This is a genomic window from Sphingobacterium deserti, assembly GCF_000757725.1.
GTDB lineage: Bacteria > Bacteroidota > Bacteroidia > Sphingobacteriales > Sphingobacteriaceae > Sphingobacterium > Sphingobacterium deserti.
Map to the genome: position 1 here is coordinate 1 of NZ_JJMU01000003.1, position 14,786 is coordinate 14,786.

A 14,786-nucleotide genomic window follows, 5' to 3' on the forward strand; every position below is an offset into this window, starting at 1 on the left:
CTTAAGGACAAAAAACAGAAAAACCCCGCCATTTTTTTATGACGGGGTTCTTTTTTAAAAGACCTTTTTAGACGGCCTCATTCTATTAAAGCCTCTGAAATATAGAGGCTCATTTAAAGATTATAAACCTTATTAGTTTTGCTCAGCAGTAGCAACTGGAACTACTGATACATAAGATTTATTGTTTGCTTTTTTACGGAAAACAACAGTACCATCAACCAATGCATACAACGTGTGGTCTTTACCTACACCTACATTTGTATCCGGGTTGTGCAATGTACCGCGTTGACGTACGATGATGTTACCAGCAATAGCTAATTGACCACCGAAAATCTTGATACCTAATCTCTTGCTATGTGACTCACGGCCGTTCTTGGAACTACCCGCACCTTTTTTATGTGCCATTTCTTTATCCTAATTTATGACTCTTAGAGAAGTCAGATTAAAAACTCGATTATAAACTGATACCAGTGATCTGGATTTTAGTGAATTGTTGACGGTGACCGTTTTTCTTTTTGTAGCCTTTACGACGTTTTTTCTTGAAAACGATAACTTTATCACCTTTCAAATGAGACAAAATAGTAGCCGAAACTTTAGCACCTGAAATACTTGGTGTACCTACAGTGAATTTACCACCGTCTTCTGCTAACAATACATTGTCAAATTCAATACTAGCGCCTTCGTCTCCTTGTAAGCGGTGCACAAAAAGATACTGGTCTTTTGCAACCTTAAATTGCTGTCCTGCTATATTTACTATTGCGTACATTGTTATATAATAAATCTGTTAATATTTAATGAGCTGCAAAGATATGAAATAAAGTAAAAAGGAAAAATTAAAAGTGAAAAAAGTAATAAGTTAAAAGTCAAAAGTGAGAAGTCAAAAGTAGGATGTCATAAAATCTATGCTTTAAGCGCTATCCTACCCTCTCACCATTAAAGATTGCCGCGCCCTCGTTCCTCAGGCTCGCAATGACGTTCGCTTTCATCGCACCACTCAATACGCGCTACAGCTTTCTAAATACTATGTACTAAAATCCACATACTAACCTCGCACTACTCTATACTCAATACTCAATACTCAATACGCGCTACAGCTTTCTAAATACTATGTACTAAAATTCACATAATAACCTCGCACTACTCTATACTCACTACTCAATACGCGCTACAGCTTTCTAAATACTATGTACTAAAATCCACATACTAACCTCGCACTACTCTATACTCACTACTCACTACCACTAACTACTAAAATACGCCCTTACGTTCTTTCCTTCTACCCAATTCATAAATGCCTTGTTCACCACCTTGTTACCGCCTGGTGTCGGATAATCTCCTGAGAAGTACCAATCACCAGAATGGTTCGGACAAGCCTGATGTAGGTTATCCAACGTTTGGTAAACCACTTCTAATTCGGCTTTCAAGTTATGCGGGCGGATGATGCGCGCAATTTCAGCAGAGATCTCCACATCTGTAAAGGGCTCATAGATAGCCTTTACGTAGTTCTCTACCTCATCTTTGGGTTTCATAACCGAAGCTAGACAGCGTTGATATACCTCATCGACGATATGCGCTAAACCATTTTGTTTCAACAAAGAAATTGCAGCCTCAAATGCAACAAATTCACCCATTCTAGACATATCAATGCCGTAACAATCTGGGTAACGAATTTGAGGAGCAGAAGAAACAATGACAATCTTTTTCGGGTTTAAGCGATCCAAGATTGTAAGTATACTTTGCTTCAGCGTGGTACCGCGAACAATAGAGTCATCAATAGCAACAATGGTATCATCATGATCTTTCACAATACCGTAAGTTGTGTCATATACGTGCTGCACCATATCCGTACGGTCGGCATCTTGTGTGATAAATGTTCTTAATTTCGCGTCCTTCACATTCAGCTTTTCAAACCGCGGCGTGATATTGATCATCTCCTCCAACTCGCTGTCGGAAATTTTATCAGCGCGTTTCAACAGCACGTCTTTTTGGTAATTACGCACATACGTATTGATGCCTTCCATCACACCGTAATAAGAAACCTCAGCAGTATTGGGAATAAACGAGAATACGGTATTTTTAATATCACTGCCAACCGCTTCCAGAATCTGCGGACATAGCAAACGTCCTAATTCCTTACGTTCTTTGTAGATATCTGCATCAGATCCTCTAGAGAAATAGATCCGCTCAAAAGAACATGACTTTTGCTCTACCGGTTGGCGAAACATTTCTTGCGATATTGTGCCGTCTTTTTTGGCAATTAAAGCATGTCCGGGTTTGATTTCTTGCACAGCGCCTAAAGGCACGTTGAAGGCCGTTTGGATAACCGGACGTTCTGACGCAACAACTAAGACCTCATCATCCTGATAGTAAAACGCCGGTCGTATGCCCGCCGGATCACGCATAACGAACGCATCGCCATGACCGAAGATGCCGGCAATAGTATATCCACCATCCCAAGTTTTTGCCGAACGCGTCAAGATTTTGGCAACATCCAAATTCTTCGCTATCTGCGCACTTATTTCAATATTGGAATAGCCCTCTTGTTTGAATTGATCAAAAAGTTCTTGATTCTCATCATCTAAAAAGTGACCAATTTTTTCTAATACGGTTACCGTATCGGCTTGCTCTTTCGGATGCTGGCCCAATTCATACAACTGTTGCAACAACTCGTCAACATTTGTCATATTGAAATTACCCGCAACCACGAGGTTACGCGTCATCCAATTGTTTTGGCGTAAAAATGGGTGACAGCTTTCGATGCTGTTTTTACCATGTGTTCCATAGCGCAGGTGGCCCAAAAGAACCTCCCCAGTAAAACTTACATGTTCCTTTAGCCAATCGGTATCTTTCGATTGTGTCGGATAAGCCTTGTTCACCGCAGCAAATTTTTTCTGCACGTATTCAAAAATATCCGCTACTGCAGAAGACCCCATTGCGCGATAGCGCGAGATGTAACGGTTGCCCGGTTTCACATCAAATTTGATCGTCGCAATACCTGCACCGTCTTGGCCTCTATTGTGCTGTTTCTCCATAAGAAGATACAACTTATTGATGCCATAGTAGGGCGTTCCGTATTTTTCCTGATAGTAAGATAGGGGTTTCAGTAGTCGAACGAGTGCTATACCGCACTCATGTTTTATAGCGTCACTCATAGCTTGAATTGATGGGGCAAAGGTACATATTATTTAGAAAATAATACATAACAAAACAGAAGCTAAAACATTTTTATTACGCTCAGAAAACAATCTTTAATCACCGAAAATCTTATAAGGTATAAAAGCTAAAATATTGAAGAAATTAAAGCAAAATCTACTTACGCAGGACTGATGGTTATTGCCTCCATTCTTGCGTAAATGCAGATGCTATTATCATGTCATTTAGGTGAGTGAAAACCCACCATTGTTCATTGCCCGGGGAGCTTACGAACCAATCAGCATAGTTTTATCGTCCATTGGTACCCTTTGCATGCACCTCAACTACTTGCGGCCGGATAATGGTACCTTTGTCCATTTTCACTTTTCCATTTTTAATTTCCATGTCAACAATATAAAGAAGCCGTGGATTAACTTTCGTACTATCTTGATGCGCATGGAAAACATATTTTAATTTGCCTTTTTTATCTTCGAAATAGGCACCGTGGCCTGTTCCAACCAGTCCTTTCTCAGGCCGCTGCAAAATAGGATTATTCATGTCTTTTACCCAAGGGCCTTTCGGGGACCTTGCAGTAGCAAACCCCACACCGTAGTCAGGGCTTCGAAAATCATTACCGGAGTAAATAAGATAGTACATCCCATCACGCTTGATAACGGACGCACCTTCGGCGACTTTGCCTAATGCTTGTTCCCATTCTTGGGTTGACGCATCTATGCATTTAGTTAATGTTTCTTCTTTAATCGTCTGCCAATCGTCTTCCAGTTCTGCCACCCAGATTACATTGCCATCGGTAAAGCGCACAAAATACAAGTAGGCCTTACCATCTTCGTCGATGAAAAGGGAGGAATCGATACCCTTCTCTAGACTCATTGGCTTCCTATCGGTCTGTCTGAATGGCCCTAGCGGAGAATCAGCTGTCGCTACACAGATATGTTCTTCTGCAGAATAAAAGAGATAAAACCTGGAAGTTCTTGTATTGTAATATACTTCAGGTGCCCAAAACCACTTGTTGCCATAGGAATCATCCTTATTTAATAGTAGCTGGGTATGTTTTGTCCATCGCTGTAAATTATCGGAGTGGTAGACTTCAAAGCCTCGATCGGAGCTTGTTCCGTATGCAAAATAGCGATTCTCATGCGTTAAAATAAACGGATCCGCAAGCGGCAAAGAGCTCACCTGATTCAGTTTTTGGCTACTACCACAAGATACCAGCAGCAGCACGCAGCCAAACGTTGCGCTTCTAAAGCTTTTAAGTGTTCCTATTTTCAACAGCGATAACTTTCTTGACAAAGACATAAAATGGATATTTTCGCATTGGTTGTGCGAAGCTAAAATAGCTTTATGATTCCACTTTTCCAACAGATCGCGACAACCAATACATGTTTATCGATTCCTTTAACGGTAACGTTCTATAGTGACTCACTCTTTTGGCAGAAACGACGCTAATTTGTATATTAGAAGTTGATCGCAAATTTTTTGGATCTGTTAGTGAAGAAAACCTTGAGCTACATGATATGACAAACCTCAAGATTATCAATACATTAAAAACCGCTTCGTTTACAGACGAAGATGGAGAGAACTATACCTTAGACTTTCTGGATCCGCTTAGCGAAGCCGAAATCCAAGAGTTGCGCGAATCCTTTCCAAAAAAACGCATTGCGGCGGAATTGCTGGAAATCTTTCAGGTGACACGCGGTTGGGACAGTGCGGCATTCAATATGGTCTATTTCAACTCGATTGATGAATTCGGATTTTGGGAATTATCTCCACATTCAATTACGCTAGGTCATGATGGCTTTGGAAACTATTGGGTACTCGATATTGACAACAATGGAGATTTGGGCAAGGTGTTTTTCGCTTGCCACGACCCCGCAGTATTTATGGTGCATTCGCAAAACCTAAATGAATATTTACGGCACCTTTTAGACTTCCATGAAAATCCAATCGAGAATTACGTCAATAACTTCCAGATCAATACCGTTCCCGAAGTTTGGCAGCACAATACCAACTGCACCCCAAAAACCGACTTCCTGCATATTAAACCCCAATTTAGGGATTTCCTTAATGAGTTTGAAGGCGATGAATGGATAATCGCCGACCTCACGAGCGGTGAAAATGGAGTTGGCTTCGCCTGGGGCAAGTTTGGCCCAAACCAACTTGTGCAGCGACATCCTACCGACTTGATATGGGTGCTAAAAAACAGAAAGAAGGGCTTTTTAGGAAGATTGTTTGGTTAAAAGGTATTGATCGATCTTCGCTCCGGCAAGGCTTAATCCACGACCAGTTGTGATAGAGGGTTAACATGGAAACCTCAACGCTTTCGCCTAAGAACGCCTTTGTTAAAAATTCGCTCAGCGACAATAAACGTCAAGGTCTTCCATGTCAAAAATAAGGAGGTATTTGGGTACTAGCGGCGCCCAAACTCATACCCCACGCTAAACGACGTTACGCGGTTTAGGAATTTTGTCCCGTCGGTGTTGCCTATATTTAGGACGCCCGCCGAGCTGGATATACTCAGCACAAGTCCGTTTAAAAATCTGTATCCTGCCAAAAATCCTAGCCCAGCATCAAAGCGCTTGAGTTGATGCGGTCCTTGTCCAAAGTCCACACGTCGTGAATCTCCCCGCGACGTTACCCGTGCGCTTAGGCCATAAGCGATATAGGGGCCACCTCCAAAAAATAAATCGCCATTTCCGGCTTGAATCCTTCCCAGAAAATTTACAGGAACTTCTAGATACAGAAGCCTATCAGTGAACGATTCACTATTCACATCATATCTTCCCCCTTTCCCTTGCAAAGAAAGGCCCGGCTGGATAGAGAAGCCCTGTGAGATCTGTGCATCATAATATCCTGTTAGATGAAATGAAGGAGCGATTTTGGTGGTCGCCGATCGGTTATTCTCTCGCGAGTACTCGCTGGCTAGACTTAGACCACCTCGGATCCCGAAATTACTTTGGGCCAATAGGCCAGTAGCGATCCCAAAAACCAAGACCGATGCTAAAAACAGTTTTTTCATATTGATTCTAATAATTTGATTTTAACAATAAATGATTGGACAACAAAATCACCCTAATCCACCATCCTGCCCGCTATTTAAAAGTTTGATTAGTCTTTTCAATAATATCGAGCCGTTCTCTCAAAGCATCCGGCTTGGATTCGACTGCACCATCTCTTTTTATTTCCAATAGCGTATCGCGCTGTGAATCGTGTTTGTCCCATCGCGCAAGTCCCGACCCATTCGGATCGCCTTTTTTTGCAAAATTTACCCAATACGTATTCATCATCGAAGCGACCTGTTTATCCGTGTCCGTTAATTCAATCCCCTTCTTGCTTGGCAGGTTGTTAAACACAAATGGTATTTCTGTAGTGTGAAATGCCCCGTATGGAAAATAAGGCTTGTACGCCGATCGAATATAGTCAAAGAAATAAATAAATGCCGCTGATCCGTTGTCGGTGAAGGATCTTGCTGTAAAACGCGCTGGCTCACCCCACCCCTTATCGGTATTAACCATCGGCAGCAATTCTTCCAGTTTCTTTTTATCGTACGGATCATACGCTTCTTTTGCTTCATTGCTAAAGGGAGCGAATTTCGCAAAAAGCTCCTTCTTGGACTGCGCATTGACAAGCCCCGAAAGTATCTCAGCACTATTAAAACCAATTATGAGCGGAACCTTAAATTGCCTACCATTTTTATACGCTACCTCTGGAGTTTCCACAACGAAATTCCCGTCGACAATCGGCCCTGAATAGGTACTTACAGCATTCGGCTTGGGGCTATAGATCTCTTTACCACCTCCTACAACTTTATCGGAGGGCAAGTCACGGAGTTTTGCCAAAGCGTCGACGCCTGTCCCCTGGATACCATGCCTATTGGCGAAGTTAATGCCTATTGTTTGTGCAGAGACGGGGTGGTGCGGATCAACATTGTCATCTCGAATGGGCCTGCCAGTTAACCACGCATCCCGACCACCTCCCGATTGAATAATTGCCTTATGAAATAATCCTTCTGCTGCTGGTATTGTTAACAGTGAATGAATGGATACACCTCCAGCTGACTCACCGAAAATGGTGACGTTATCGGGATTACCACCAAATGACGCAATGTTATCTTTAACCCATTGCAGTGCGGCAATCTGATCCATATGTGCGTAGCTTCCTTTCGCTTCCTCAGGATGTTCTTCCGAAAGCGCCGGGAACGCGAAATGACCGAATCTTCCTAGTCGGTAATTAATACTAACCAGAATAACACCTTGCCCGGCAAAGTGTGCACCAGAAGTCAATGTATCTGAGCTGCCGCCCCCCACAAATGTTCCACCATGTATCCAAACCATGACAGGTAAATTTCCGGTCTTTATTTCCGCAGGACGCCAAAGATTTAAATAAAGGCAATCTTCTGATGTGTTTTCCTTAATTTTTTCTTCGTGATAAGGCCAAGTGAACTGTGCGCACTCATCGCAAAATTTGCTAGCGTCTCGTATGCCCTCCCAAGCAGAGACAGGCTGTGGCGCACGCCAACGCAAATCGCCTACAGGTGGTGCCGCGTAGGGAATCCCTCTAAAGACTTCTACATTTCCTTCATGGCTGCCCTGAAGTCTGCCTGATACGGTATTAATTATAGGCCTGTCGGATACATTATTTTGAGCGTCGTTGGACTGCGCACATGCCACTGTACTGCAGATTAGAGACATTGCCACCATTATCTTTCTCATATTCATTTGCCGTAATTTTGATCCATCTATTTTCATAAAAGCATCACATTCGTCTAGTCTTTCAAAAAATTCGTCTGCGGATTTATACTATTCCAAATAGGCTCCCCATATCGATTAATTAACATAATATTTACATCAAAACCCACATACTAGTCTTACTTGTAAATATTAACTCGATCACATCAAAAGCATTTTCATGATAAAGCCTTACCTAACCTACATTCGACTATTTTTTGACACATTAGCAAATATAAAAAATATTAACCCTAAAACCGTCTCTATAATTATATTTTATAAACTATTTAGGTAATTTATTACACCATAATTTAGCATCGGGGATAAATCTACCATTAGAAATGCCTGCCGAAATGGAATGTAGCCATGCTCGCCGAGTAGCAAAACAATCCAAATGCCCGTTTTCGAGGGGAGTTTCCTCAAAACGCGGATTAGGAAAATCCAGAAACCATCAGCGTATGGGTTGTTTTATAAATACCAGTTGTTATCCATTGCATAGTTCCCTATGTTCACCGATGCATCCCGATCCTCTACCGAGAAAAATAGTATGCTGATCTAATAGCGATTCTTAGCAAGCACTGCGCGCCCTACCTTTGAAGTATCAAATCAGAAAATAAAACAGAAAAAAAATAAAAACACATCGCCATGAAAAAGACATTAACAACCATCATCGCCGCTTTTATCTTGATAACCTCATTCAGCGCATTTGCCGTCGGGAGCGTTAACCCTATAAAAAAATTCGACGCTGCTAGCATTATCGGAATTTACTTAGAATCTGCTGCTATGGGCAATCCACATTTAAACAAATACATCTTTGCTGATGACTTCGAATACCGAAATAGCGCGAACAACGATAGCTTCAGCAAGAAAGAGTATATGAGATTCCTCAAGCAGAGTGCGGGTGCCAAATTCGACTGCCAAACTGTATACGAAATTTTAGATCAAAGTGGACAAGCTTGCGTCGCAAAGGCTACCATGACATTTCCTGATTTCGTACGCGTGGATTACGTTACCCTCAACCACAGTCAAGATGGTTGGAAAGTCAGTAAAATTGTAACTACTTACCCGTAACAGATGGAATATCCCTTACTGTTCAAAAATAGGATCATACTCCATGTAATGAAAAAATAGATTGCATGAAGTTTCCTATAGGAGTCCGTGAGTCATTTTGTACCGTGACGCTAATTTTGTATTTTGGCAATGCACAGATAGCATATCCATTTGAAAAAATTCCCGAAAGATATAGGTTTTAAATATCCTTGGCGTGCTTACCAACAGCGCATATTGGACGCATTATCTATACATCTCGAAGACAGGCATCTGCATGTCATTGCGCCGCCGGGCTCCGGGAAAACGGTATTGGGCTTAGAGGTTGCCATACGTCTCAATAAGCCAAGTTTGATCCTCGCTCCAACGATTGCCATTCGTAATCAATGGATTCAACGCCTCTGCGAATTGTTTTTGCGTACAATGGAAGTTCCCGATTGGATTTCAACAAACATTCGGAAGCCCAAATTTGTAACCGTGGTCACTTACCAAGGGCTGCATGCAGCCTGTACCGGCCAGACAGATCCGTATGCTGAACAAGAAGCCGAGGGGATAATTCGCCGCAAGAATGGTTTGCAGGAAGTTGTTGAGGCGCTGATGGAGCAGCAAGTCCAAACTCTTGTACTTGACGAGGCTCATCATCTTAAAAATGCATGGTGGCAAAGTCTAAATAAAGTCAAGACAAAATTAGATCCTACGGTTATCGGTCTTACGGCTACTCCTCCTTATGATGTATCGGTAGCGGAATGGAAGCGCTATATAGCGATAAATGGACCAGTAGACGAAGAAATTTCGGTACCTGAATTGGTCCAAGCTAACGACCTGTGTTTACACCAAGATTACGTGCATGTGTCGCTTCCGACGGCGCAAGAGAATGAAAGCCTCATTGCCTTCCGGCGTAAAGCATCCACACTATTTGAGGAGATCAAAGAAGACCAGGAACTCCTTCGTGCTATAGAAAGCCATCCTTACTGGGTGGATCCATTGTCCCATATTGATGCAATTTACAATGATCTTCCTGTTTATTCGGCCTGTCTAATTTTTCTTTCTGCACATGGTCGAGAAATAGGTGAAGTGCATAGAGACATTATCGGAGAGCAGGAGCTGGATATTCCTGCGCTGGATTACATATGGTTGCAACGATTGCTACATTTCTATATCCATAGTGAAGACGATCACTTTATAGCTTTTGAAGAACATAGGTTACAATTGGAAAACCGATTACGCCGCACAGGCGTACTTGAAAAGCGGCGGATTGATTTCTTTAATAACAGCACGGTTAATATTGGCCTGTCCAGCAGTATCCGTAAAATAGACAGTGTTCAGGCCATTGTTGATTTTGAATACAGGCAAATGGGCGAAAAATTGCGGATGGTTGTACTGGCGGACTATATCCGGAAGGAGTATTTTGGCAACGGTCCCACGAATGATCTGGAAATTAGACGCTTGGGTGTGCTCTCCATCTTTGAAAAGTTACGGCGTGAAAATCAGCCTTTCAAGAAATTAGGCGTTTTAACAGGTTCTATTATCATCATCCCGTGCGTCGCGAAAGAAGCATTCGTTCATAAAGCTTCGGAACTTGGCATTGGCGATATTCGCTTTACGCCCCTGCCCTACGATGCCAACTACCTTCGCGTAAATCTACACGATCGACTCAAACATCAAGTGGTGCACGTGGTAACGCAAATTTTTCAAGAGGGGCACATAGAGATACTTATTGGCACAAAAGCATTGCTAGGCGAAGGATGGGATGCCCCCGCGATCAACGCATTGATCTTAGCAAGCTACGTTGGTTCTTTTGTACTATCCAACCAAATGCGCGGTAGAGCCATTCGCACACAGAAAGGCAATCCACATAAAACAAGTAACATTTGGCATTTGGCCTGTCTGGATCCTACCACCCGCCACGGGGGAGCGGATTTCCTAACTATGAAACGAAAGTTTAAGGCTTTTGTAGGTGTCTCTTTTGTCGAAGGTGACGGTATAGAGAACGGAATCGGCCGCCTCGACCTTCCGCTACATAAAATGGATACTGAGCAAGCGGCAACAATTAATGCAGCTATGTTTGCTTCTGCAGCTGACCGCTCAGGCCTTGAGCAACGCTGGCTAAAGGCTCTGCAACATGGCGTAAGTATGGTTGAAGAATTGAAAGTGCCTTTTCGTGAAAAGGTAAAATATGAAGAAACCAAGACCTTTTACTTCCGTAAAACCATCCGTAGTGTTGCCGCTACGGCGGCCGTGGCAGCAGCCGGGTATGCAGAAATTCTGCTTAGTAACTACCAGCGCATAGCGAAAAACATACATAATATGCGCGAACTATCCTGGGCACTGATCAGCATTGCAATAGGAGGTGGAATTTTATTCGGCCGTAATGCCTACACTGCTTACAGACTTTATCGCCGTTACCGGGATATATCCAAAGACATACAGTATATCGCCGAGGCGTTGCTAGTGGCACTAGTCCAAGCCAATATTATACATACAGAGGCATCACAAGTTTCGGTAGAAGCACATGTCGATACACATGGAGGCGTCTATTGCCATTTAAATGGAGGCACCACCTTTGAGAAATCTATTTTTATTAAGGCGCTGCAGGAAATAGTAGATCCTATCGAAAATCCACGTTACCTAATTACACGTGAACACAGCCTCGCCGGCGAAAAGAAACGGATAGACTACCATGCCGTGCCCGAAATTATTGGCAAAAATCACGTTACAGTGACCCATTTTAAACTACAATGGATAAAGCGGGTTGGACACACACAATTGATTTTTACCCGCTCATTAGTAGGCAGGAAACTGCTATTGCAAGCCCGACTAAAATCACTATCTGCACAATTTACAGATCCAACAGAGCAGGTCAGTAAGTGGTTGTAGCTTGCCGGAGGGTTTAATCTGTAAGGCTACTCAAATAAATCGTCCCGGTGAATGTTTTTTATCGTGCTTTTCTTCACCTGCCGGTAGTAATAAAAATGAATGGCTAACACCAATCCCCAATATACGAATGTCCAATATAAGGTGCTTATACGCTCATATCCGCTCGGACGACCAAACAACTGCCAGGCGAACGATACAAGATGAAACTGGAGGAATGTAGCCAAATGAAAACGAAATCCAATATCAAAAATAGGCAAATACGCAACATCCTTTCGACCGTAATACCGCCCCGCCATAAACATGATAACCGCAAAAAGAATGGCAAGCGGAATAACAAAATTAAATTGTTGCGATTGTAATAGTGCACTTAGGATTACTCGAAAGCTAAAGGTTACCAGGACCGCAACTATTGCGTAGCGAAGCAAGGAAGGGGTTAATGTTTTCATGATAATAGTATGTTTTTGATATCAGGTTGAAAAAAAAGATTGATATTTCGATCCACAAATCGGTCAAAAAGTGCAATCCCAAGTGGTGTCAAGGAGTAATATTTCCTATCAGGACCTTTGTTGCCTTTTCGTAATACATGCGTTACAATATGTACATGTTCAAATTTCCGTAAAACGCGATATAGGCTTTGCTCTTCACAATACATGGTAGCCTGCGAGCGTTCAGCAACAAATGCTCTGATCTCATCGACATACTTCTCACCAGCCTTTAGCGCCAGAAATATCCAAAGCGTGAGTTGCCCCTTTTTATAGGTTTCTTCCCAGGCGGACAACAGTTCGTCAATATCACCGTCTCTTAGTTCATTCATCATGTATTAATCAACTTGTATAATACAAGTTTAACAATAAAAATTTATACTTGCAAGCTATACTTCGAGAATGTGGTCAAGCAGTCTACTTTAAGATCCGCAAAATGACGAAGCAATACATTATAACCAATAGACTGAGAGCACACATTGCCGGTACATCAACATATTTCAAAAGTCGTATTAACCAAAATCATAGTATAGAAAACACAGTAATATTCATTTTCTTAAAACTAAAAGGCGATTTGAACGGTTCCGTGTGTAAACATATTTATCATATAATTCATTTAAATTTAAATTATGAATGTAAGAAGTACATTTACAAAAATTGCGATGGCCCTAGTTGCCGTAGCGCTTATCTCCTCGTGTAAGGACGATGATGGCATGGACGGTGGCGACATGCAGGGACCGGACCTAATGGTTTACGGACTAACGACCAATAACGAGCTGGTGGCGTTTAATGCAAATCGTCCAGGTAACATGGAGAGCACCATGACTATTACAGGCCTGGCATCAGGAGAAAAATTGATGAGCATCGATTTTAGACCTGCCACAGGGGAATTATATGCGCTTTCAAGTGCTTCCAAATTGTACAGGGTACATACAGAGTCGGCAGTTGCTCATGTAGTGGGTTCAGCTGCTTTTGCACCTGCTATCGAAGGTACAATAGCCTCCATCGATTTCAATCCTACGGTTGACCGTATACGCTTGGTATCCAATACGGGACAAAATCTACGTCTACATCCAGAAACTGGCGCACTAGCGGCTGAAGATGGGGATATCAGCCATAGCAGTGCTGTAAGTATCACCGGCGTTGCTTATACAAATAGTGTGGCGGGCGCATCGTCAACTACGTTGTACGATATCGATATTACCTCTGGTATGCTTTTCAAGCAAGATCCGCCAAATGATGGCAAATTAGTAGAGGTTGGTAGCCTAGGCATGACCGTAACCGGTCAGGTTGCATTTGACATTAGTCCGGACAACCAAGCGGCACTAATTGCAGCACATAGCGGTAATGTAAACGCGCTATATATGCTCAACTTAGACAACGGAAAAGCAAGCAAAATAGGAAACTTAGCATCAGCATTAATGGATATTGCGATTCCTACTGCTCCAGTAGCTTATGCAGTTGATGCAAGCAATAATTTTCATATTATGAACCCAGAGAAAGATGGCTCAGTAACGAAAGTTATTGAAGGCTTAACTTCTGGTGAGACTATATTAGGCATCGATTTCCGTCCAGCGACGGGACAATTGTATGCTTTAGGGAGCACAAACCGCATTTATACGATCAACTTAAGTTCTGGGGCAGCGGCGAGAATTGGTACATTACCGATCATCCCATCATTGTCTGGAACAAGCTTTGGGTTTGACTTTAACCCTGCTGTCGACTTAATCCGTATTGTAAGCAATACAGGGCAAAATCTTCGCGTAAACCCCACAACAGGTCTTGTTGCCGGTGTGGACGGAAACTTAAAGCCGGGAACTCCTGCTGTCAGTGCTGCTGCCTATACCAACAACGTAGCTGGAACCAGCGCCACAACCTTATTGGTTATCGATCATAATACTAGCAAATTGTATACGCAAGCGCCACCAAATGACGGTGTACTTACCGAAGTGGGTGCGCTTGGCGTAACACTTACAAGCTCGAATGGCTTTGATATTGGAAGCAAAAGTGGCAATGCCTACATGATAGGCACCACCGGCTCAACGACTAAGCTATACAGTGTTAACACCTCGACAGGTGCAGCAACAGCTGTGCGCGATATACCCGTTGCAGTTACAGGTTTTAGTATTGGTCTTGGATTCTAATAGTTCTATGTCAAAACAAAATGCTTAACCTCAAGCAAAGCATTATTTAGAAATATATGGGCTTATGATTGATTTCGTAAGCCCTTTTTTAGTACGGTATAGCGTAGTGCGTAGTGCGAAATTAGAAAAAGATACTACAATGCACCGTCCTTAATTAAACGACATGTCGCATCAGTTTTGTTGCGTCTGTAGTCATTTGCCTTTGCACTGTCCAAAAAGGATGCAACAAAAATAAGCGACGGGGTTTTGAATACTTTTTGCCCTACAAAAGTATTTGCCTTGCCGCGGCATGCGGCGGAAGGGTTTGAGCGAAGGACAAACCGTTTAGAAACTACATTACCCTACAAAAGTATTTGCCC

Annotated in this window: 12 protein-coding genes; 4 read left to right on the plus strand and 8 right to left on the minus strand. The window is 42.5% G+C overall.

The window, feature by feature from the left end:
- Positions 1-132 precede the first annotated feature (132 nt).
- The 4 genes from rpmA to DI53_RS01410 form a co-directional block, all read right to left on the minus strand.
- The gene (gene rpmA, locus DI53_RS01395; protein ID WP_037494577.1) at positions 133-405 is read right to left on the minus strand and encodes a 50S ribosomal protein L27; all 273 of its coding nucleotides are present in this window, start codon (positions 403-405) and stop codon (positions 133-135) included.
- 49 nt (positions 406-454) lie between these two features.
- A complete protein-coding gene (gene rplU, locus DI53_RS01400; protein ID WP_037494579.1) occupies positions 455-766 on the minus strand; it encodes a 50S ribosomal protein L21 in 312 nt (103 codons plus the stop codon).
- Positions 767-1,241: 475 nt separating this feature from the next.
- On the minus strand, positions 1,242-3,152 hold the full coding sequence (locus DI53_RS01405; protein ID WP_037494581.1) for an amidophosphoribosyltransferase: 1,911 nt from the start codon (positions 3,150-3,152) through the stop codon (positions 1,242-1,244).
- Between the two features lie 289 nt (positions 3,153-3,441).
- On the minus strand, positions 3,442-4,449 hold the full coding sequence (locus tag DI53_RS01410) for a glycoside hydrolase family 43 protein (protein WP_081939362.1): 1,008 nt from the start codon (positions 4,447-4,449) through the stop codon (positions 3,442-3,444).
- 218 nt (positions 4,450-4,667) lie between these two features.
- Here DI53_RS01410 and DI53_RS01415 point away from each other — a divergent pair, with 218 nt between their 5' ends.
- Positions 4,668-5,390: an SMI1/KNR4 family protein gene (locus DI53_RS01415; RefSeq protein ID WP_131555141.1), complete on the plus strand. Its 723-nt coding sequence runs from the start codon at positions 4,668-4,670 to the stop codon at positions 5,388-5,390.
- Between the two features lie 170 nt (positions 5,391-5,560).
- Here the strand turns inward: DI53_RS01415 and DI53_RS19485 are convergent, their stop codons facing one another.
- Both DI53_RS19485 and DI53_RS01425 read right to left on the minus strand, forming a co-directional pair.
- On the minus strand, positions 5,561-6,169 hold the full coding sequence (locus DI53_RS19485; protein ID WP_052071945.1) for an outer membrane beta-barrel protein: 609 nt from the start codon (positions 6,167-6,169) through the stop codon (positions 5,561-5,563).
- 73 nt (positions 6,170-6,242) lie between these two features.
- Positions 6,243-7,862 carry a carboxylesterase/lipase family protein gene (locus DI53_RS01425; RefSeq protein WP_037494597.1) on the minus strand — a complete coding sequence of 540 codons (1,620 nt, stop codon included), beginning with the start codon at positions 7,860-7,862 and terminating at the stop codon, positions 6,243-6,245.
- A 660-nt stretch (positions 7,863-8,522) separates the two neighbouring features.
- Between DI53_RS01425 and DI53_RS01430 the strand changes: the two genes are divergently transcribed.
- Positions 8,523-8,948 (plus strand): nuclear transport factor 2 family protein, encoded by a 426-nt coding sequence (locus DI53_RS01430; RefSeq protein WP_037494585.1) that lies wholly within the window; start codon positions 8,523-8,525, stop codon positions 8,946-8,948.
- A 150-nt stretch (positions 8,949-9,098) separates the two neighbouring features.
- Positions 9,099-11,801: a DEAD/DEAH box helicase family protein gene (locus tag DI53_RS01435; protein WP_037494587.1), complete on the plus strand. Its 2,703-nt coding sequence runs from the start codon at positions 9,099-9,101 to the stop codon at positions 11,799-11,801.
- 26 nt (positions 11,802-11,827) lie between these two features.
- Here the strand turns inward: DI53_RS01435 and DI53_RS01440 are convergent, their stop codons facing one another.
- Together DI53_RS01440 and DI53_RS01445 are read right to left on the minus strand one after the other, a co-directional pair.
- Positions 11,828-12,247 (minus strand): hypothetical protein, encoded by a 420-nt coding sequence (locus DI53_RS01440; protein WP_037494589.1) that lies wholly within the window; start codon positions 12,245-12,247, stop codon positions 11,828-11,830.
- Positions 12,244-12,618 carry a PadR family transcriptional regulator gene (locus tag DI53_RS01445; protein WP_206537976.1) on the minus strand — a complete coding sequence of 125 codons (375 nt, stop codon included), beginning with the start codon at positions 12,616-12,618 and terminating at the stop codon, positions 12,244-12,246. The genes DI53_RS01440 and DI53_RS01445 overlap by 4 nt, the downstream gene beginning before the upstream one ends.
- A gap of 294 nt (positions 12,619-12,912) precedes the next feature.
- Between DI53_RS01445 and DI53_RS01450 the strand changes: the two genes are divergently transcribed.
- Positions 12,913-14,427, plus strand: a complete 1,515-nt coding sequence (locus DI53_RS01450; RefSeq protein WP_037494591.1) for a DUF4394 domain-containing protein — start codon at positions 12,913-12,915, stop codon at positions 14,425-14,427.
- The last annotated feature ends 359 nt before the right edge of the window (positions 14,428-14,786 follow it).